Annotated in this window: 18 protein-coding genes and 2 pseudogenes; 9 read left to right on the forward strand and 11 right to left on the reverse strand. The window is 66.5% G+C overall.

Features of this window, described 5'->3' with window-relative positions; all coding sequences use genetic code 11:
* Nucleotides 1-187, forward strand: a pseudogene (locus U4Y88_RS06260) (EmrA/EmrK family multidrug efflux transporter periplasmic adaptor subunit); the annotation flags it as partial.
* A 37-nt stretch (nt 188-224) separates the two neighbouring features.
* Entirely contained in the window at nt 225-1796 is a 1572-nt protein-coding gene (locus U4Y88_RS06265; RefSeq protein ID WP_321782991.1) for a DHA2 family efflux MFS transporter permease subunit, read from the forward strand.
* Nucleotides 1797-1951: 155 nt separating this feature from the next.
* Here U4Y88_RS06265 and truB read toward each other — a convergent pair whose 3' ends face one another.
* The 5 genes from truB to rimP all read right to left on the reverse strand — a co-directional run bounded on the left by truB (nt 1952) and on the right by rimP (nt 8467).
* Complete coding sequence (gene truB / locus U4Y88_RS06270) at nt 1952-2911, reverse strand: tRNA pseudouridine(55) synthase TruB (protein ID WP_321782993.1); 960 nt, start codon at nt 2909-2911, stop codon at nt 1952-1954.
* A 10-nt stretch (nt 2912-2921) separates the two neighbouring features.
* A complete protein-coding gene (gene rbfA, locus U4Y88_RS06275) occupies nt 2922-3287 on the reverse strand; it encodes a 30S ribosome-binding factor RbfA (protein WP_065061229.1) in 366 nt (121 codons plus the stop codon).
* Between the two features lie 129 nt (nt 3288-3416).
* Nucleotides 3417-6371 (reverse strand): translation initiation factor IF-2, encoded by a 2955-nt coding sequence (gene infB / locus U4Y88_RS06280; protein ID WP_310632375.1) that lies wholly within the window; start codon nt 6369-6371, stop codon nt 3417-3419.
* A gap of 165 nt (nt 6372-6536) precedes the next feature.
* Complete coding sequence (gene nusA / locus U4Y88_RS06285) at nt 6537-8012, reverse strand: transcription termination factor NusA (protein ID WP_310632376.1); 1476 nt, start codon at nt 8010-8012, stop codon at nt 6537-6539.
* On the reverse strand, nt 8009-8467 hold the full coding sequence (rimP, locus tag U4Y88_RS06290; protein ID WP_065061251.1) for a ribosome maturation factor RimP: 459 nt from the start codon (nt 8465-8467) through the stop codon (nt 8009-8011). Before rimP ends, nusA begins: the two co-directional genes overlap by 4 nt.
* A 122-nt stretch (nt 8468-8589) precedes the next feature.
* Between rimP and U4Y88_RS06295 the strand changes: the two genes are divergently transcribed.
* Nucleotides 8590-8829: a hypothetical protein gene (locus U4Y88_RS06295; protein WP_321782995.1), complete on the forward strand. Its 240-nt coding sequence runs from the start codon at nt 8590-8592 to the stop codon at nt 8827-8829.
* 311 nt (nt 8830-9140) lie between these two features.
* Here the strand turns inward: U4Y88_RS06295 and rluB are convergent, their stop codons facing one another.
* The 4 genes from rluB to U4Y88_RS06315 form a co-directional block, all read right to left on the reverse strand.
* The gene (gene rluB / locus U4Y88_RS06300; protein ID WP_321782997.1) at nt 9141-11006 is read right to left on the reverse strand and encodes a 23S rRNA pseudouridine(2605) synthase RluB; all 1866 of its coding nucleotides are present in this window, start codon (nt 11004-11006) and stop codon (nt 9141-9143) included.
* Nucleotides 11007-11102: 96 nt separating this feature from the next.
* Nucleotides 11103-12170, reverse strand: a complete 1068-nt coding sequence (gene scpB, locus U4Y88_RS06305; RefSeq protein ID WP_321782999.1) for an SMC-Scp complex subunit ScpB — start codon at nt 12168-12170, stop codon at nt 11103-11105.
* A 324-nt stretch (nt 12171-12494) separates the two neighbouring features.
* On the reverse strand, nt 12495-13790 hold the full coding sequence (locus U4Y88_RS06310; RefSeq protein WP_321783001.1) for a pyridoxal phosphate-dependent aminotransferase: 1296 nt from the start codon (nt 13788-13790) through the stop codon (nt 12495-12497).
* 218 nt (nt 13791-14008) lie between these two features.
* Nucleotides 14009-14932 (reverse strand): LysR family transcriptional regulator, encoded by a 924-nt coding sequence (locus U4Y88_RS06315; RefSeq protein ID WP_321783003.1) that lies wholly within the window; start codon nt 14930-14932, stop codon nt 14009-14011.
* Between the two features lie 439 nt (nt 14933-15371).
* Here U4Y88_RS06315 and U4Y88_RS06320 point away from each other — a divergent pair.
* Both U4Y88_RS06320 and U4Y88_RS06325 read left to right on the forward strand, forming a co-directional pair.
* Nucleotides 15372-15767: pseudogene (locus tag U4Y88_RS06320) on the forward strand (transposase); the annotation flags it as partial.
* A 415-nt stretch (nt 15768-16182) separates the two neighbouring features.
* A complete protein-coding gene (locus U4Y88_RS06325) occupies nt 16183-16482 on the forward strand; it encodes a hypothetical protein (RefSeq protein WP_321783005.1) in 300 nt (99 codons plus the stop codon).
* A 328-nt stretch (nt 16483-16810) separates the two neighbouring features.
* On the opposite strand, the gene U4Y88_RS06330 is transcribed toward U4Y88_RS06325, so the two are convergent.
* On the reverse strand, nt 16811-17128 hold the full coding sequence (locus tag U4Y88_RS06330) for a hypothetical protein (protein ID WP_224018428.1): 318 nt from the start codon (nt 17126-17128) through the stop codon (nt 16811-16813).
* Nucleotides 17129-17462: 334 nt separating this feature from the next.
* Between U4Y88_RS06330 and U4Y88_RS06335 the strand changes: the two genes are divergently transcribed.
* The 3 genes from U4Y88_RS06335 (at nt 17463) to U4Y88_RS06345 (ending at nt 19091) form a co-directional block, all read left to right on the forward strand.
* Nucleotides 17463-18161 carry a YdcF family protein gene (locus U4Y88_RS06335; RefSeq protein ID WP_310633604.1) on the forward strand — a complete coding sequence of 233 codons (699 nt, stop codon included), beginning with the start codon at nt 17463-17465 and terminating at the stop codon, nt 18159-18161.
* A 168-nt stretch (nt 18162-18329) separates the two neighbouring features.
* A complete protein-coding gene (locus tag U4Y88_RS06340) occupies nt 18330-18554 on the forward strand; it encodes a hypothetical protein (protein WP_224018432.1) in 225 nt (74 codons plus the stop codon).
* Between the two features lie 276 nt (nt 18555-18830).
* Entirely contained in the window at nt 18831-19091 is a 261-nt protein-coding gene (locus tag U4Y88_RS06345; RefSeq protein WP_224018434.1) for a DNA-binding protein, read from the forward strand.
* A 108-nt stretch (nt 19092-19199) separates the two neighbouring features.
* On the opposite strand, the gene arfB is transcribed toward U4Y88_RS06345, so the two are convergent.
* Complete coding sequence (gene arfB, locus U4Y88_RS06350) at nt 19200-19604, reverse strand: alternative ribosome rescue aminoacyl-tRNA hydrolase ArfB (RefSeq protein ID WP_310633601.1); 405 nt, start codon at nt 19602-19604, stop codon at nt 19200-19202.
* Nucleotides 19605-19804: 200 nt separating this feature from the next.
* On the opposite strand from arfB, the gene U4Y88_RS06355 reads away from it, so the two are divergent.
* Nucleotides 19805-20458: a VC0807 family protein gene (locus U4Y88_RS06355; protein ID WP_310633602.1), complete on the forward strand. Its 654-nt coding sequence runs from the start codon at nt 19805-19807 to the stop codon at nt 20456-20458.
* The last annotated feature ends 61 nt before the right edge of the window (nt 20459-20519 follow it).

Consider the following 20519-nt stretch of genomic DNA (forward strand, 5'->3'; position numbering starts at 1 on the left):
CATCAAGAACGATTCGGGCAGCCAGCTGGGCAACGCGCAGAACACGGTGTACGAAACGAACGTGTTCGAGAAGTACGGCGACGAAGCCGATGCGGAGATTGCGCGGATTATTTCGCAGAACGCGGGCCCGAACGCCAACAAGGGCGCACAGGTGTCGTCGGCGAAAACCGCCGCGAAACTGATGTAAGCCACGCGCCGACACGAAGCGAACCACAAAGCACTCCATGGCAGCAGCACAACAACCCGTCGTCCATCCGCCGCTACAGGGCGCGCAACTCGTGATCGGCACCATTGCGGTGTCGCTCGCGGTGTTCATGAACGTGCTGGACACTTCGATCGCGAACGTCTCGATCCCGTCGATCTCGGGCGACCTCGGGGTCGCGTCCGACCAGGGCACGTGGGTCATCACGTCGTTCGCGGTCGCGAATGCGATCTCGGTGCCGCTCACGGGCTGGCTCACCGAGCGCATCGGCCAGGTGCGCCTGTTCATGGCGTCGATCGTTCTGTTCGTGATCTCGTCGTGGCTGTGCGGCCTCGCGCCCACGCTGCCCTTCCTGCTCGCCGCGCGCGTGCTGCAGGGCGCCGTGGCCGGCCCGATGATCCCGCTCTCGCAGACGCTCCTGCTCGCGAGCTATCCACGCGCGAAAGCGCCCATCGCGCTCTCGATGTGGTCGATGACCACGCTGATCGCGCCGGTGGCCGGGCCGATTCTCGGTGGCTGGATCTCCGACAATATCTCGTGGCCGTGGATCTTCTACGTGAACATCCCGGTGGGCATCGCCGCGGCGCTGGCCACGTGGGCGATCTTCCGCAACCGCGACTCGACGATCCGCAAGGCGCCGATCGACGGCGTGGGTCTCGGCCTGCTGATCGTCTGGGTCGGCTCGCTGCAGATCATGCTCGACAAGGGCAAGGACCTCGACTGGTTCTCGTCCACGACGATCGTCGTGCTCGCGCTCACGGCCGTGATCGCGTTCGCGTTCTTCGTGATCTGGGAGCTGACCGCCGATCACCCGGTCGTCGACCTGTCGCTGTTCGCGCGGCGCAACTTCACGGGCGGCACGATCGCGCTGTCGGTGGGCTACGGGCTTTACTTCGGCAATCTCGTGCTGCTGCCGCTGTGGCTGCAAACCGATCTCGGCTACACCGCCACCGACGCCGGTCTCGTGATGGCGCCGGTCGGCTTCTTCGCGATCCTGCTTTCGCCGATCACGGGCCGCGTCCTGCCGCGCACCGATCCGCGCTATATCGCGACCGCCGCGTTCGTGGTGTTCGCGCTGTGCTTCTGGATGCGTTCGCAGTACACGACCGGCGTGGACACCTGGGCGCTGACGCTGCCCACGCTGATTCAGGGTATCGGCATGGCGGGCCTCTTTATTCCGCTCGTCTCGATCACGCTCTCCGGCCTGCCGGGCAACCGCATTCCGGCGGCGTCGGGTCTGTCGAACTTCGTGCGGATCATGTGCGGCGGTATCGGCACCTCGATCTTCGAGACCGCGTGGGACCATCGCACGATCTTCCATCACGCGCGCCTCACCGAGCAGGCCACGCCGACGAATCCGGTCTTCAATCAGTCGATGCAGCAGATGCAGAACGCGGTCGGCCTCGATCCGTCGCAGTCGCATGGCCTGTTCGACCGCATGGTGACGCAGCAGGCCGCGCAGCTTGGCGTGAACGACCTGTTCTGGATTTCGTCGGTGATCTTTATCGCGCTGATCGCGCTGATCTGGATCACGCGCCCCGAACGCACGGGCGGCGGTGGCGACGCAGGCGCGGCGGCATCGGCGGCGCACTGAGTTACTGAGTTCCGGCTTGCGGCCCGACGATTCAATCGGGCCGTGAAAGCAAAAACGGCACGCACGGTCTGAAACCGGCGTGCCGTTTTTTATTGCTTATCGGGCGGGCGACATACGCGACGTGCGCGACGTGCGCGAAGTGCGCGCCGCGCGGATCAACCCGCGCCGCTCACCACCAGACGCTCTGGCGCGAGCACGCCGTTACCCGCCTTCGCGACGCCGAGCAACCGCCCCGCTTCGTCGTAGACGCGCACGCGATCGGCGGCCTCGCAGGCCTGGCGATCGAGCACCAGCTCGTTGAGCGGCAGACGCTGGCCGTGCGTGAAGCGACGCGCCGCGTCGGCGTTGAGCGTGAGCGCCGGGAACGTCGAGAGCAGCGCATCGACGGGCTGAAGCCACGTGTCGCGCGTGGGCTCGTCGGCGTCCGTGAGCGCATCGAGCGTCACCGCATGTTCGAGCGTGAGCGCGCCCACGCCCGTGCGGCGCAGCATCACCAGATGCGCGCCGCAGCCGAGCGCTTCGCCGATATCCTCGGCGAGCGTGCGCACGTACGTGCCCTTGCTGCACGTCACGCGAAACGTCACGTCCGGCAGGCTGCACGCGAGCATGTCCAGCGCGAGGATCGTCACCTCGCGCCCTTCGCGCTCGACCGTCTGACCCGCGCGCGCGTATTCGTAGAGCGGCTTGCCGTCGCGCTTGAGCGCCGAATACATCGGCGGCACCTGCACGATATCGCCGACGAACTTCGCCATCGCCGCGCGCACGGCGGCCTCGTCGCAGCTCACCTCGCGCGTCTCGATCGCCTCGCCTTCGGCATCGCCCGTGGCCGTGCGGATGCCCAGGCGCAGCGTCGCCTCATAGGTCTTGTCGGCTTCGAGCAGATCCTGCGAGAACTTGGTCGCCTCGCCGAAGCACAGCGGCAAGAGGCCCGTCGCGAGCGGATCGAGCGTGCCGGTGTGGCCCGCCTTCTTCACGCGATACAGACGCTTCGCGCGAATCAGCGCGTCGTTGCTCGACAGACCGAGCGGCTTGTCGAGCAGCAGCACGCCGTCGAGCAGACGGCGCGGCACCTTGGGCCGAACCTCGCCCGGAGTTTTCTTCGATGATGCAGTCATGCTGGAGACGTCAGTCGTCCTTGGCGCGCGTGGCGTTCGCCTCGTCGATCAGGCGCGACATCTCCACGCCCTTTTCGACCGACTGGTCGTAGTGGAAATGCAGCGTCGGCACCGTGTGGATGTGCAGGCGCTTGAAGAGTTGATTGTGCAGATGGCCCGCGGCGTGATTGAGCGCTTCCTGGGTGGTCTTGGGATCGCCCGTGAGCGTCGTGAAATAGACCTTGGCGTGCGCGTAATCGGGCGTGAGTTCCACGCTCTGGATCGTCACGAGACCCACGCGCGGATCCTTCACCTCGCGCATCAGCTCGGAGAGATCGCGCTGGATCTGATCGGCGATCTGCACGTTGCGATTCGGAGAAGAACGTTTTTTCGGCATGATGGTTCCACCTCATTATTGCGAGGCATTCAGGCGGCGCGCCGCTCATTGAGGCATGCGGCCGCACAAATAAAAACGGGCGGGGCTGGCCAGCGCCCGCCCCGCCCGTCTTGCGTATGCGCTGGAGAATTACAGCGTACGCGCGACTTCGGTAATTTCGAACACTTCGAACTGGTCGCCTTCGACGATGTCGCTGAAGTTCTTGATCGACATACCGCACTCGAAGCCTTGCTTGACTTCCTTGACGTCGTCCTTGAAGCGCTTGAGCGAGTCGAGTTCGCCGGTATGGATGACCACGTTGTTGCGGATCACACGCACCGACGACGAACGCTTGACGAAACCGTCCGTGACCATACAACCCGCGATCAGGCCGACCTTCGGCACGCGGATCACCTGGCGCACTTCCGCCATACCCGTCACGGTCTCGCGCTTCTCCGGCGCGAGCATGCCCGACATGGCCGCCTTCACCTCATCCACTGCGTCATAGATGATGTTGTAGTAGCGGATGTCGATGCCGTTCGACTCGGCAACCTTACGCGCCTGCGCATCCGCACGCGTGTTGAAGCCGATGATGACCGCCTTCGAAGCCGTTGCCAGGTTGACGTCCGACTCGCTGATCGCGCCGACCGCGCTGTGCACGATCTGCACACGCACTTCGCTGGTCGACAGCTTGAGCAGCGATTGCACCAGCGCTTCCTGCGAGCCCTGCACGTCGGCCTTGACGATAAGCGGCAGGTTCTGCACTTCGCCTTCCGCCATCTGCTCGAGCATGTTTTCGAGCTTCGCGGCCTGCTGCTTCGCGAGCTTGACGTCGCGGAACTTGCCTTGACGGAACATGGCGATTTCACGCGCCTTGCGCTCGTCCGGCAGCACGATGACTTCTTCGCCCGCGCCCGGCACTTCCGACAGACCCTGGATTTCGACCGGGATCGACGGGCCGGCTTCCTTGGTCGGCTTGCCGGTTTCGTCGAGCATTGCACGCACGCGGCCGTAGGCGCTGCCTGCGAGCACGACGTCGCCGCGATTGAGCGTACCCGACTGCACCAGGATGGTGGCGACCGGGCCCTTGCCCTTGTCGAGCTTCGCTTCGATCACGAGGCCCTTGGCAGGCGCTTCGACCGGTGCGCGCAGTTCCAGCACTTCGGCTTGCAGCGACACGTTTTCGAGCAGTTCGTCGATGCCCGCGCCCGTCTTGGCCGACACCGGCACGAACGGCGCATCGCCGCCGTATTCTTCCGGCACGACGCCTTCGGCGACGAGTTCCTGCTTCACGCGCTCAGGATTCGAGTCCGGCTTGTCGATCTTGTTGATCGCCACGACGAGCGGCACACCCGCAGCCTTGGCGTGGGCGATCGCTTCCTTCGTCTGCGGCATCACGCCGTCGTCGGCTGCGACCACCAGAATGACGATGTCGGTTGCCTTCGCACCGCGAGCACGCATGGCCGTGAAGGCCTCGTGACCCGGCGTGTCGAGGAACGTGATGACGCCACGCGGCGTTTCGACGTGATACGCGCCGATGTGCTGCGTGATGCCGCCCGCTTCGCCCGCTGCGACCTTGGCGCGGCGGATGTAGTCGAGCAGCGAGGTCTTGCCGTGGTCGACGTGACCCATGACGGTGACGACCGGCGGACGCGGCAGCTGCTCGGCGTCCGTCGTGGTGGTCGCACCTTCGACCAGCAGCGCTTCCGGATCGTCGAGCTTCGCGGCAACCGCATGGTGGCCGAGTTCCTCGACGATGATCATCGCCGTTTCCTGGTCGAGCATCTGGTTGATGGTGACCATCTGGCCCATCTTCATCATCACCTTGATGACTTCCGATGCCTTCACCGACATCTTGTGCGCGAGGTCGGCGACCGTGATGGTCTCCGGCACGTGCACTTCACGGACGATCGGCTCGGTCGGCGCCTGGAACGACGATGCGCTGTCCTGGTGACGGCCACGGCCCTTCGGGCCGCCGCGCCAGCCGCGGTCAACGCCGCCCGACGAATCGCCGCGCGTCTTGATGCCGCGACGCTTCGACGCGTCGTCCTGCCAGCCGCCCTTGCCTGCGCCCGGCTTCTTGTTGCGGTCGCCCGCGCCGGCACCCGGCGCGCCCGACGAGGGCGCTGCCGCGGTGGCGGGCTTCTTCGCGCCCGCGCCTGCTGCCGGACGTGCTGCTGCACCTTCCGGGCGAGCCGGCTTGTGCAGCGTGCCCTTGGCTTCGGCAGGCTTCGGCGGCTCGACGGGCTTCGGCGGTTCGACCGCCTTGACCTGCGCCTTGCGCGGCGTGTTCATCATTTCGCGGATGGCGCGCGCTTCGGCTTCGGCGGCCGCGCGGCGACGCGCGATCTCGTCCTGTTCCTTCTGCGCCTTCTCGGCGGCTTCGCGTGCGGCGGCCTCGGCCTTCTGAGCCGCTTCGCGTTGCGCGGCGCGCTCGGCGGCGGCGCGCTGTTCGTCTTGCTGGTCCTGCTGCTGTTTCACTTCCTTCGATTCCGCTTCGGCATTGCGCTGCGCAGCCACGGCTTGAGCGGCGAGCTCACGCGCGGCGGCTTCCGCCACTGCCTTCTTCTTGTCAGCTTCTTCCTCGGCGCGGCGACGCTCGGCCTCAGCGGCCTCTTCGCGTGCACGGCGCTCCGACTCTTCACGCGCGAGACGCTCCTGGCGTTCCTTGAGCTCCTGAGCCTGACGCTCGAGCAGCTCGGCCTCGCGGCGCGCTTCTTCCTCGCGGCGCTGCAGTTCCGCCTCTTCGGCGGCGACTGCTGCGTCGGCGGCATGATTCGATGCCTCCGCCTGTTCGGCGGACTCGTCGCGGCGGACGAACGTGCGCTTCTTGCGCACCTCGACCTGAATGGTGCGTGCCTTACCCGTCGAATCGGACTGCTTGATCTCCGACGTATGCCGTTTCGTCAGCGTGATCTTGCGCTTGTCCGCGTCGGTCGAACCGTGCGACTTGCGCAAGTGGTCGAGCAGACGCGCCTTGTCGGTCTCCGACAAGGTATCGGTCTCGCTCGCTTTCTGGACGCCCGCCGCCTGCAGCTGCTCCAGCAGCACGCCTGCAGGCATTTTCAGTTCCGCGGCAAATTGGGCTACGTTGTTACTCGCCATTCATTCCTCTTAATGCAAGGACCGATTCCTTGCGGTTGACATCGGGTCATGCGGCCTTCGGCGCCTCGCAACCTGCAAGGCTCCGCCGCGTTCAGTTCAGTGGGTCATGGTCGCTTCCTGCTCGTCGCGCACCGGATCGTGTCCTGGGGCATCGCGCCCCAGAAATCACTGGAACCAGTGCTCACGTGCCTTCATGATCAACGCCTTGGCGGCGTCCTCTTCCATTCCCGTCATTTCGACCAGTTCGTCCACGGCCAGCTCTGCGAGCTCGTCGCGGGTGTGAACTTCATGCTGCGCGAGTTTCGCGAGCAGGTCCGGGTCGATGCCGTCCAGACTCTTGAGGTCCAGCGCGGCGCTTTCCACCTTCTCCTCGTTCGCAATGGCCTGCGTAAGCAGAGCGTCGCGAGCGCGGTTACGCAGTTCATGCACGGTGTCCTCGTCGAACGCCTCGATTTCCAGCATTTCGTTGAGCGGCACGTAGGCGATCTCTTCGAGGCTCGTGAAGCCTTCGTCGATCAGGATGTCGGCGACTTCTTCGTCCACATCGAGACGCGCCATGAACAGGTCGCGCAGCACCGTGCGCTCCTGATTCTGCTTCTGCGCGGATTCGTCCGGCGTCATGATGTTGATCTGCCAGCCGGTCAGTTCGCTGGCGAGACGCACGTTCTGGCCGCTACGGCCAATGGCGACCGCGAGCTCGCTTTCGTCGACCACGACGTCCATCGAGTGCTTTTCTTCGTCGACGACGATCGACTGCACGGCCGCCGGCGCGAGCGCGCCGATAACGAACTGGGCGGGATCTTCCGACCATAGCACGATGTCGACGTTTTCGCCACCGAGCTCATTGCGCACGGCCTGCACGCGCGAACCGCGGATGCCGACGCAGGTGCCGATGGGGTCGATACGCTTGTCGTAAGCCACCACGCCGATCTTGGCGCGCACGCCCGGATCACGCGCTGCCGCCTTGATTTCGAGAAGGCCTTGCTCGATTTCCGGCACTTCCATCTCGAACAGCTTCATCAGGAACTCGGGCGCCGTGCGCGAGAGTTCGATCTGCGGGCCGCGCGCGGTGCGGTCGACCTTGCCGATCCAGGCGCGCACGCGGTCGCCCACGCGCAGGTTTTCCTTCGGAATCAGCTGGTCGCGGCGCAGCAGCGCTTCGACACGGCCCGACTCGACGATGAAATTGCCCTTGTCCATGCGCTTGACCGTGCCGGTCATGATGCTTTCGCCGCGCTCAAGGAAGTCGTTGAGGATCTGCTCACGCTCGGCGTCGCGCACCTTCTGCAGGATGACCTGCTTGGCGGCCTGCGCGCCGATACGGCCGAATTCCACCGACGGAACCGGCTGCTCGACGAAACCGTCGATCTGCGCTTCGGGATCTTGTTCGCGTGCTTCGAACAGCAGGATTTCCTGATCCGGCTCCTGCAGGCCCGCCTCGTCCGGCACGATGCGCCAGCGACGGAACGTCTCGTGTTCGCCGCTTTCGCGGTCGATGTGCACGCGGATGTCCGCATCCTCGTCGAAGAGTTTCTTGGAGGCCGACGCAAGCGCCGCTTCAAGGGCGGCGAACACCACGTCCTTGTCGACATTCTTCTCGCGTGCCAGCGCATCCACCAGCATCAACACTTCGCGACTCATTGTTTGCGGCTCCTAAAGTCAACTTTGGGGATCAGGCGGGCTTTGTCGATGTCCGCGAGCGTGAAATCGAGCATCGCAGGCCCCGCCTTCCCTTCGAATTCCAGACCGATGGTTTCGCCTTCCGGGGCATGCACGATGCCGCGGTACGATTTCCGTCCGTCCAATGGCTTTTTCAACGTGATAACCGCTTCGCAGCCCGCGAAGCGTTCGAAGTCCGCCAGCTTTTTCAGCGGCCGGTCGAGGCCGGGCGACGAGACCTCAAGACGTTCGTAGTCGATGTTCTCGACAAACAGAACGTGTTGCAGCTGACGCGTGACCTTCTCGCAGTCCTCGATCGCGATACCCGCGGGCTGATCGATGTAGATGGCCAGCATGCCGCGCCCGGTGCGCTCGAGGTCGACCAGCTCGTAACCGAGCCCGGTGACCGTGGTTTCAATCAGTTCCGTCAGTTGCACAATGCCCACTCCAGATATTCGCGCAGCGAGCCGGCAACTTCCTGTTCCTGAGAGTCAAACGGGATTCGCGGGCCGCGCGCCAGATGAGCGCGCGCTCTTGCACCTACTTGCGCGTGACCCAGATGATGCTCCACCTCGATGTGATGCCCGGCGATGTGCGCCCGGTTCTGCTGCCCGGGGGTTTCGATGCCTGCGCGACGGGTGTATTGGACTACTTTTGCACCGCACATCGCGCGCTGAACGCTTACTGCACCGATCACCGCACCATCACCGCATCGATCACATTCGGCCGAAGCAAAAAAAAATGGGCGAAACGCCCATCTTCTCACTTAGCCAGGTGGTCGCACCTGGGACGCAAATAAAAGCCGCACGCCCAGCGACTCCAAGATTGTAGCCTTTTTCCGGCTCTAACGCAAACCACGCAAGGCGAACGGCCATGCGTTATGCACGGAATATGGGCTGCTCAGAGGCGTTTTCAAGGCGTTTTGCGGCGATTTCCGCACTTTACGCTTCGCGGACCGCGCGACGACTGTGACGCGGGCGAGTGCTCGTCTGTCATACGCGTGTCGCATTCGCGCGACGGTCACGCCCGACTCGATGCTCGCCCTCGCGGACAGCGCAGGCGCGTGGCGCGCGCATGAAGCGCCGCGCGCCGCCGACCCGCGCGTCGCGGTCAGTGTCCGCGCGTGCGGTTGCGCGGCGTGCCGCGCTGGCCGCCCCGGTTGCCCGGCGCGCGATTGCCGCCGCCGTTGGCGTTGGCGTTCGCGTTGTTGCCCGGACCGCGGCGGTTACCGCCCGCACCGGCGTTGCCGCCCGTGCGCTTGCCCGCGCCCGGCGCGCGGTTGCCATCGACATCGCCGCGGCCGCTGCGGCCTTGCCCCTGACCCTGGCCCTGGCCGTTGCCACGAGCGCGATTGCCGCCCATGCCGCCGCCGAAATTGCCCGATGCGCCGCCGAAGCCGCCCGCCGCGCCAAAACCGCCCGCTGCGCCGCGACGACCCTGACCACCCGGACGGCCCTGGCCCTGACGCGGCTGACCCATCGCGCCGTGCGAACTCAGCACCGGCTCGCGGTTGATGAAGCCCATCGAGGTCTGCATCGGATCCGGCTGACGGCGCTCCTGCTCCTTGCCGCCGCGACCGCCCTTCTCCTCGGTCGGCGCTTTCAGGCCGACCGCCGCCATCAGCGCGCGCACCTGGTTGTCCTCGAGTTCTTCCCAGCGGCCGCGCTTGAGGCCCTTGGGCAGCGCGATCGGGCCGTGACGCGTACGGATCAGGCGGCTGACCATCAGGCCGGCTGCCTCGAACATGCGGCGCACTTCGCGGTTGCGGCCTTCGGCCAGCGCGACGTGATACCAGTGGTTGGTGCCTTCGCCGCCGCCGTCGCGAATGCGCAGGAAGCTCGCCGGGCCGTCTTCGAGCTCGACGCCCTTGAGCAGCTTCTGACGCATCCCTTCGCTCAGCTCGCCGACCACGCGCACCGCGTATTCGCGCTCCACGCTATAGCGCGGGTGCATGAAACGGTTCGCCAGATCGCCCGAGGTCGTGAGCATCAGCAGACCTTCGGTGTTGAAGTCGAGACGGCCGACGGCCAGCCACTTCGCCGTTTTCATCGGCGGCAGGCGGTCGAACACCGAGGCACGGCCTTCGGGGTCGGCATGGCTGACGATTTCGCCGGTCGGCTTGTGATAGATCAGCACGCGCGGGGGCTTGTTCTGCAGCTTGCGCTTGATCGGCTTGCCGTTGATGCGGACCTGGTCGGTCGGCAGAATGCGCTGGCCGATGTGCGCCGGCTCGCCATTCACCGAGACGCGCCCGGCGATGATCAACTCTTCCATGTCGCGGCGCGAACCCATGCCCGCATCCGCCAGCACCTTGTGGAGCTTCGGCGCATCGTCGTCCGGGCTCAGCACGCGCTTGGGCTGCTGGGCGCGGCCGCGGCGCAGCATCGGCGCGTTCACGCCCGAGCCCGTGCCGTCGTCGGCGTCGAATGCCGGCGACGTCACGTACAGGAACAGATCGTCCTGCGCGCCTTCGCCCGCTGCGGCCACCGGCGCCTCGCCGCCAGCCTTGCGGCCACGGCCGCCCTTGGCGCCGGCCGTCTTGGCGCCCGCTGCCTTGCCGCTCGCGGCTTTATCGCTCGACCTGCCCGCGCGCTCGCCTGCCGTGCCCGCCTGCTCGGCGTTGGCCGGATTGGCGCGGCGGCCGGGCTTCTTCGCGCCCGCGTTCGCGTCCTTGCTGCGCGGAGCGCGAGCCGGTGCGGCGGCGCCTTCCGGCGCGGCCTCGGCACCCGCTTCGCCTTCGCCCGGCGCGGCGCCTTCAGCGGCGCCCTTGCCCTTGCCGCCCGCACGGCGGCGCGCGATCAGGCTGCGCGGACCGCGGCGCAGGCCACGGCGCGGACGGTCTTCGCCCTCGGCCGCACCTTCGCCCGCGTGGGGCGCGGCGCTTTCGGCGGAGCGCGATTCGTCGTCGCGCGCGGATGACGCGCGACGCGCGGATTCGGACGCGTCGGCCGAATCGGTGTCGTGGATATCAGTCAAAACAACCTCGAAATGTCAGGTTGCGCGCCCGCTGCGGGGGCGCGTCAAAAGTGTTCTTGCGTCAGACGCCGCGCGAGGCGGCTACGTAGTCCGTCCTCAGACGGGGTCGTCCTGCGCCGCGTCGCGGCGGTCTTCGTGTTCTTCTTCGGGCGCGCCGGCAAGGTGGCCGGCGGGCTCCGTGATATGCGCGGCGGCGCGATCCGCCTGGGCGGACGGCGTGTGCGCCGCGTGTTCGCCCTCGGCGTTGCCGATTGCGTCTACCGTTGCTTCTGCGTCGACTTCTTCGCCTGCGCTCGCCGCCGTTTCAACGCCGGCTTGCGCCTCGGCGGCAGAAGCGTGAGCTTCTTCGGCCACGGCGTTGTAGCCCGCCGGCGCATCCTGATGCGCCACAACGGCTTCTTCCCCGTTTTCTTCAACGCTGGCCTGCGCAGCGCCTGCCGAGATCGCGTCCACGCTGGCTTGCGCGTGTTCCACGACCTCGAGCGAGTCTTCCTGCACTGCCTGCGCCGACGCATCGGCCATGCCCGTTGCGTCCGCCGTCGCAGCTTGCGCCGCCTCGCCTTCCGGCACGCCCGCGGCGATCAGCTGCGCCACTTCGCTGTCGGGAAACTCGATCGCGTGCTGCGCGAGCAACTGTTCGCCGAGCTGATTCGACGGATCGTCGAGCGGCGGCAGTTCCTCGAGCGACTTCAGCCCGAGGTCGTCGAGAAACTGACGCGTCGTGGCGTAAAGCGCGGGACGTCCGGGTACGTCGCGATGACCGATGACTTCGATCCAGTTACGGTCTTCGAGCTGTTTGACGACCTGCGTATTGACGGTCACCCCGCGAATCTCTTCGATATCGCCGCGCGTGACCGGCTGCCGGTACGCGATGATCGCGAGCGTCTCGAGCACCGCGCGCGAATAACGCGGCGGCTTTTCGGGATGCAGGCGGTCGAGGTACGTGCGCATGGCCGGCTTGCTCTGAAAGCGCCAGCCTGACGCGAGGCCCACCAGTTCCACGCCGCGCCCGGACCAGTCATGACGCAGGTCTTCGAGCAGGTTACGGACCGTGTCGGCCGAAATGTCGTCGGCAAACAGTTTGCGCAGATCGCCGATTTTCAGCGGCTCCTGCGTGCAGATCAATGCAGTCTCGAGGACGATTTTCGCCTCTTGGGTATTCATGCAGCCAGCTCAGACCCTAAGTAAGGTAAACCAGGTTCAAGGAACCGGATCAGACAGACAGAGACGATGTGGAACTGGAGACGCGCTCGCCCGATTCTGATCGGTCATATTGATGGGAGCACGCACCGGGGGGCCGCAAACAACGCAGAAGCAGGCAAAGTGCCAGACCCAGCCGGACGGAGCAGCGAAATTCCCGCAGGGAATCGCGTGACTGAGCGCCATCTTACGCAAAAACGCCGGGTGCGTAAAGACGGCTTCAGGCGCGTTTTAACCCGTTTGCGTCAATAGCGCACTCAACGATGCGGTGCGCATGACAGGGCGATTTCAGCGCGCGACGTGGCGTTCCCCGCCTCGTTCGAGGTAGCGCGCGAGCCGCTCGACGCCCGCGTCGAGGCGCGCCGGATCGCAGGCGTAGCACCAGCGCACGAAACCCTCGCCCTGTGGCCCGAACGCGCTGCCCGGCGCGAGCCCGAGGCCCGCCTCGCGCACCAGCGCCTTGCACAGATCGAGGCTGCGCTCCGCGCCCGCGAGGCGGAAGAACAGGTACATCGCGCCGTGCGGCGCCTTCACGTCGACGCCGGGCAGCCGCGCGAGCGCCGTCGCGAGATGGTCGCGCGAGGCGCGCAGGTCGGCGACCAGGGCGCGCGTCGAGGCCTCGCCCTGCTCGACCGCGACGATGCCCGCCTGCTGCACGAACGACGGCGCGCACGAGGTGTTGTACTCGACCAGCTTGCCCAGATCGTCCATCAGGGCGCGCGGCGCGACCATCCAGCCGAGCCGCCAGCCCGTCATCAGCCACGCCTTCGAAAACGAATTCACGCAGATCAGGCGCTCGTCGCGCGAGGCCAGATCGAGGAAGGACGGCGCGGCAAGCTCGCCCGCCTCGCCGTAATAGAGCCGCTCGTAGACCTCGTCGGCGACGATCCAGATGCCGTGGCGGCGGCAATGCGCGAGCACGGCGCGCTGCTCGTCGCGCGTCATCACCCAGCCGGTCGGGTTGTTCGGCGAGTTGATCATCAGCAGCTTCGTCTCGGGCGTGAGCGCCGCGAGCAGCGCGTCGAGATCGAGCGTCCAGCCGCGCTCGTCATAGCCGAGCGACACGGTTTCGACCGACGCGCCGAGAATCTTCGGAATCTCGACGAGATTCGGCCACAGCGGCGTCACCGCCACGACGCGGTCGCCCGCGCCCACCACGAGTTGCGCGGCGAGCATCAGCGCGTTCACGCCGGCGCTCGTCACGGCGATGTTGTCGGCGGACGTCGGGCCGTGCAGCGCGCTCACGTAGCGCGCCAGCGCCTCGCGCAGCGGCGCGATGCCGAGGTTGTGCGTATAGGAGGTGTCGCCGCGCGTGAGCGCCTGCGCCGCGGCCTCGCGGATGAAGGGCGGCGTCGCGCGGTCCGATTCGCCGAACCAGAACGGCAGCACGTCGGCGACGCCGAAGCCCGCGTTCGCGACTTCGCGGATCTGCGACGAGCGCAGCGCGCGCACGGCGTCGCGCGCGAGGCCGCCTGCGGCAGGCGCGTCGTGCGGATGATCCAGCGAGGAGGAAGCGGACGAGGCGGACGAAGCGGACGAAAGCGGCGTGGACGGACTACCGGACGAAGCAGCGGATGCGGACATCGAGCCTTCCTTGGCGGGTTGAAAGCGGACGCGGTGCGTGAAGTGCGTGAAGTGCATTTGGCCGGACGCGGCGACGCGGGCAAGCGGGTAATGCGGCGATCGAAAAACCGTCACGCCCATCGCACCGGCGAAAGCTCGACAGTGTAGCGCGCGATTTTTTTTAGCGACGCCGTGATCCGCCGTTAGTCGCGCAGCGCGTCCCGCAGTTTTCCGCGCCGTCAGCCCGTTTTGCGCGCCGCTTCCGGGCGGGCGTCGAGTTCGCGGATCAGCGTCCAGACCGCCTCGGCGGCCGGCGACAGCGAGCGCTCGCGCCGCCGCACGAGTTCCACCGTGCGCTCCGCGCGCGGCACCAGCGCACGCGCCACCAGCGACGACCCCGACGGCACCGGCAGCGCGAGCCACGGCAGCACGCTCACGCCGACGCCGGCTTCGACCAGCCCGAACACCGTGGCCGGATGTCCAAGTTCCTGCACCACGCGCGCATGCACGCCCTGCTCGCGCATCACCGCGTCGATCAGCGGACGGCTGCCCGACGCGTGATCGAGCATCACGAGCCGCTCGCCGTCGAGCGCGCGCCAGTCCACCTCGTCGCGCCGCGCGAGCGCATGATCGTCGCGCACCACGACGCAGAACGAATCGGTGGTCAGCAGCTCCGTTTCGAGATCGTCGGCTACCGGCTGCCCGCCCAGCGGCCCGATGATCACGCCGAAATCCACCTCGCCCGAGCGCACCTTGCGTACCACGTCGCTCTGCACGTCGTCGCGCAGGCCGAGCGTCACGTAGGGAAAGCGCCGCCCGCAGGCCGCCACGACCTCGGGCATCAGGCGGCACGCGACCGTCGGGCTCGCCGCCACCACCACGCGGCCGCGCCGCTGCTCGCCGATTTCGCGGATCTCGCGCAGCGCGTCGTCGAGATCGCCGATCAGGCGCGGAATGCTCGCGATCAGATTTGCGCCGACGTCGGTGAGCTGCACCTCGCGCGTGGTCCGGTCGACGAGCTTCACGCCCATCTCCGCTTCCAGCTCGCGCACGCAGCGGCTCACCGCCGACTGCGTGAGGCCGATTTCGTCGCCCGCGCGGCTAAAGCTGTGCAGGCGCGCCACCTCGATGAACACCCGCAGTTGCCGCAACGTCACATTCATCTGCCCGCCTCATCAATAGTTCGTATTCATGCAATTTTATGCCAGCTTCAGCCCGGCGAACCGATCATTACCGTCGTGTGAATCTCACAGTCCATTATTCGACGCAGTGCAGCAATCGGCCCCGATCGCACGCCTGGAGGGCCTGTTTGCACAAGATTGGTGATTCTCCCGATTTCCCGGCGATGCGTTTTCGAGTCTCATACGCCCCTGGCAAGCACCCGCGCGGGCTTGATGCCACGCGGCTTCGAGACGAAAGCGTGCGAGCTGGCACGCTTCTCGCATTAAGGCAGACACAGGATCGGCGGACGGTCCGTCGCTTTTCGAGACAGGCCCGTCCACAACCGATTCCGCCTGGTACTCCGCCAACCGGCCGGAAGTACATGAAGAGTGCGCAGCGCGGGGCAGCGCACCGGAGATAGCTTCGCTGAGGTGAAACATGATGCTGTTCGACGATTTGAGAGACAACGAGTGGGCGCTGGTCGAGGCATTGTTCTGCGCAGAACCGGCACGTAGCGAGCGACGCGGACGTCCGCGCGTCGAAGCGCGTGCGGTGGTCAACGCGGTGCTGTGGGTGCTGTCGACGGGTGAAGGCTGGTCCAAGCTGCCGGGCCGCTACCCCTCGCCGCCGACCTGCCGCCGCCGTTTCGACGAGTGGCAAGCCGACGGCACGCTCGCCGAGATCGTGAAGCGCCTCGGCACGAGCGGCCGCGAAATTTCGCTGCGCGGGCGCATCGGCGCCACCGCCACGAAGCCGCCGGCGCCGCCGAGCCGCGATCGTCTGCGCGGCGCGTTCTGGACCAATCCGGAGTCGTGGCGCGCGCCCGTCAAGATGGCTTGAGCGCACGCTGAGCCCGCCCGCCGGGGCCTGACCGGCACGACCTCCCGCTTTCTCCCGCCGGGCGCCACGCGCGTCCGGCGATTCTTCCGCCGCGATGCTGGGCGCGGACTTCCCTCCTGAAACGCGATGGCGACCGCTTCGACATCGATCGACGCGGTGGATGGCGTTCGCCTGCCGCTCGCCCGCACGCACGCCTGCCATTTGTCAGCCTGCGCGCCTGGTGTTAACCCGCCGCTCGCCTGATCGCCGCGCGCCACGCCCGGCCTTTTTCGCACCTTCGCGCGCCGCGCTCGCCCGAAATCGGTGCGCGCGAAACATCTCTTTACCAATATTTACAGCACCCTTTCGCCTCTGACGTTAGCGTAGGAGCATGTCTACAAACGTCATCTACCCGTACTGACGGGAGGCTGCCATGAAATCCATGATTCTGCGCAATCGGGGCGTCATGGTTTCGCTGTCCGCCCTTGCTCTGCTTGCGTCGCTGGTGCCGACGATCGTCTCGTTGAACGCCACCGCCCAGCCACCGCGTCCCGGCGAAGCCGGCTGGGCGATGTCGCGCTCGGGCGCGCACGCCTGGCCGCCGGAATCCGGCGGCATGCCCGAGGGCGTGAACCAGCCCGTTCCGCGCGGCGACCTGCGTGGCGATATCGCCGACAACGCGCGCCGCAGCGGTCCGCCGCGCTCGCTGCCGCCCGGCGTGTCGCGCCGCTGAGGCAGCACGAGCCTGCGCGAAGGCGCGCGCCAGCTCACCGCATGCTCAGTGAGCACGCGACCGCCAGGCTTGCGTGAAACAGGGAACCGAAACAGGGAACCTCTTGTGCCCGAAGCCGGTCTACTTCTTTGCCATTAAGCACAGCGTGGCAGCAGTAATTCCGGTAAGCCCGTATCTTTCGATGCGGGCTTTTTTTTGCGCTGATAAAAAGCGGTGAAGCGGCAGGCGGCGCGCGATTCCGGGTGGGCTCGGGAACCGTGTGTGATCGTCGGGCGAGTCGAGTGGCAAGCGAGCGCCGACGTTCGCTCAGGCGCGCTCGGCGCTCAACTCAGGGACGTGCTTCGGCGGCCGACGATTGCGGCGCGCTCTCGTCGACGTAATCGGCCATGCGCTGATCGGTCCAGTGGAGCGTGCGCTCGTCGCGGGCGAGGCGTGCGAATTCGGCGCGGCCGCGGTCGGTGAGGACAGCGATGTCGACGGGGGCGTGAAAGCCGGGAGCCGGCGCGACGGTGCGCTGCCTCACGATATCCATGAGACCGAGATTGCGCAGATATTGGAACACTTCTGGACGGCGCGCCCACGGGACCTGCCGATACTGCACCCGCCGCAGCGCTTCGAGTACTGCTTCGTTGGAATACGTGGTCATCTCACTTCTTTCTTAAAATGCAGTCCTGCGGCAATCCCGCCTGCTGCGGCGCGATGCAGGGGCGCTGCGAGGCGTGTGGCCGCGTGCGCCGCCGTGCCTTGCGCCGTGGCAAGGACTGCAGGTTATTCGGGCCCCCGCGGTAAGCGCTTGCCATCCCGCACGCACCGGCCTGAAACGACGCCGGGCCAGGCATGGCCGCTTGCTTCCGGCATGCCTGACGCGGCTGCCGCAGCGGCGGCGCACGCGCGCAATGCACGCTTCATCCCGAAAACAATACGTTACCTCATTCAAATTGATACTAATCGGAATATTTTTTCTATTTGTTGCGCTGTTCGTGCTGTGGCGCAACGGACGCCGGCTCGTCGCGGGCACCGCCATCGTCCTGTTCGGACTGCTCGCGACCGGCTGGCTCGCCACGCCGCTCGTCGATCTCGCGCAGCCACCGGTCTATCGTACTCCCTACGATCCGGCCTCGACCGCACCTGAGACATTCGGTGCGCGCACCGCGATCGTCATGCTCGGCGGCGGCACCGAAACCGGCGACGACGGCACGCTCGTGCCCAAGCACGATGTCTACGCGCGCATCGCGCTCGCCGCCTCGCTCGACGCGCGCTGCCGCGCGGCCGGCCGCATCTGCCGCGTGATCGTGAGCGGCGGCAATCCGCAGCACCATGCCGCGAGCGAAGCCGACACCTACGCGCCCCTGCTGCTGCGCGCCGGCGTACCGCCCGCCGACCTCCTGCTCGAAAACCGCAGCCTCACGACGTGGGAGAACGCCCGCAACGTCGAGCCGCTCGTGCACGCCGAGCGCGCAGATACGCTCTTCCTTGTAACCTCCGCGTATCACATGCCGCGCGCGATGCTCGATTTCCATCGCTTCGGCATGGAGCCGGCGCCGGCCGTCTCCAGCGTGCGGCACGTGCGCACGGGGTTGTTGCCGCGCCTGAAGAACCTTCAGGCCGCCGAAACCGCGCTGCACGAATTGATTGGGATTGCACAGTTTTATGTCTATCGGATGATCGGCTGGTTCTAGCGTTTGGCCGCCTCGCGACGGCATGCGACAGCAAGTGCAACAATGTGTAACAGATGCGCGCACGCCTTATGCGATGTCATCTGGAGCGACTATTTGATCGTTAGAATGACATGCCAATCCTGCTCGGCAGGCCGGCTGGGTCCATAAACCACTCCTTCGGAGGTCGTGATGAAAAAAGTGTCCCTCGCAGTCCTGGTTTCGCTGTCCGCGCTGACGGGCGCCGCCTACGCACAATCGGAGAACGGCATCACGATGAGCACCGACCCCGCCAAGGCCGCCGACGTCGAGCAACGCGCGCAAGATCTGCAGTCGCGCCAGCAGGCCGCCGCCCAGGCGCAATCCGAAATGCCGGCGAAGCACCACAAGAAAGGCCACAAGAAGGCGGCGCAGTAATTCATCGCGTCATTCCTCGCGTAATGCCTGGCGCACAGTCGTTTATGGCGTCGTGCCAGGCGCTACGCCAGGCGTTGCGCCTCGCGTAGCGCCCGGTGAGCACCGCCTGCTGGCCGCGAGCCAGACACATCGAGCCGAAGCCGGTCATCCGGCCTCGGCTTTTTTCATGGTCTGGACGCCAATCGGCCTGCGAACCGGCCCGCGCGCGGGTTATGCTAAAGTCGCGCACCTCGAATTCACCCACTGTTAGTGCGCCACACGCGCGGAGAAAGAACGATGAGCAACATCCAGCTCGACATCGAATGGACCGAAGCGGCATCCCGCAAGATCGAAAAGCTGATGCCGCGCGGCAAAGGCACCGAGGCCTTCCTCGCGCTGCCCCCGATCGAATGCCTGCCGATGGAAGGCGACGTGCTGTTCCTCGGCCCGGACGGCAAGCAGCAGCCGTTCATCGTCGCGGAACGCCAGTATCACCATGAAGGCGACGCCGACTGGACCATCGTCCTGATCCTCGACGTGCCGAGCACGGCGCACTGATATCGCCGGTTCAGCCGGTTCCGCCGGTTCAGCATGTCCGAAAGCAAAACGGGCGGCCCTTCGAGGCCGCCCGTTTCGTTTCCGGCGCAGACGCACGCGCCGCGCGATTCACTCCTGCACGCGCCGCCGCCCTTCCTTGAGATCGCCGCGCCGCGACTTGCCGTCGAGGCGGCGCACCTTGGACGCCCGTGTGGGCCGCGTCGCCACCCGCGCCTTGCGCGTGACGCTCACACTGTCGATGAGCGCTTCGAGCCGCTCGAGCGCGGCGGCGCGATTCTGTTCCTGCGTGCGAAATTCCTGCGACTTGATGACGACCACGCCCTCGTGCGTGACGCGCCGGTCCGAGAGCGCGAGCAGACGCATCTTGAGCACATCGGGCAGCGACGAGGCGTGAATGTCGAAGCGCAGATGGATGGCGCTCGACACCTTGTTCACGTTCTGACCGCCCGCGCCCTGCGCCCGGACGGCGGTAAGTTCGATTTCGTGCAGCGGGACAGGTTGACGGGGATACATGGCGGTCGATCGATGGTTAGCCCGCCAGTTTCGCATACACGCGCCGCCGCGATGCGATCCCGCGCAACGCCCCGGCAAGGTCGTTCACGCGACGGGCACGCGATATGCGGTCCGCCAGACCGATGGCGCTGCACCGCGCATTGCCGTTCATCGGAGATTTGCCGCATACTTTCTGCAACCCTTTATGGAGCACGCATCTCATGAAGCTGCGTCCAGCATTCGTCGCCGAACTGGCGGTCAATCTGCTGCTGCCGTGGGTCGCGTACCGCTTCGCCCAACCTTACTGGGGCGAAGTCGGCGGCCTGATTGCCTCGGCCATTCCCCCGCTCGCCTGGAGCGCCGTCGAACTCGTGCGCTTTCGGCGCATCGACGCGCTCTCCGCGGTCATCCTGCTCGGCATTGTCCTTTCGCTCGCGGCCATGGCCTTCGGCGGCGGCACGCGCGCGCTGCTGATGCGCGAGAGTCTCGCCTCGGGCGCGATCGGCGTGGCGTTCCTGGGTTCGCTGTTCGCGCGTCGCCCGCTCGTGTTCTATCTGACGCGCGCCACGGTCGCGCGCGAGACGCGCGAAGGCGTCGCGCGGCTCGAATTGCTGTGGAGCGAGAACCGCAATTTCGCCGCCGCGATGAGGCTGCTCACGCTCGTCTGGGGCGCGGGCCTCTGCGCCGACGCCGCGCTGCGCACCTACCTCGCGGCGACCTGGCCGATCGAGCGCTTTCTGGTCGTCTCGCCGATCCTCGGCTATGTGGTGTTCGGGCTGCTGCTCGCGTGGACCTTCTGGTATCGCACGCGTATGCGCCGCATTCGCGGCACGCATGGACTGCTCGGCGATGCATCGAGCCTGAGCGTCGATTGATCGTCGCGTCGATTGACCATCGGCGAATCCGCAACGCAGCCGCGCTCGAACGACGCCGAAA

It is taken from the genome of Paraburkholderia sp. J94, from assembly GCF_905220285.1.
In the GTDB taxonomy this organism is placed as follows: Bacteria; Pseudomonadota; Gammaproteobacteria; order Burkholderiales; family Burkholderiaceae; genus Paraburkholderia; species Paraburkholderia tropica_A.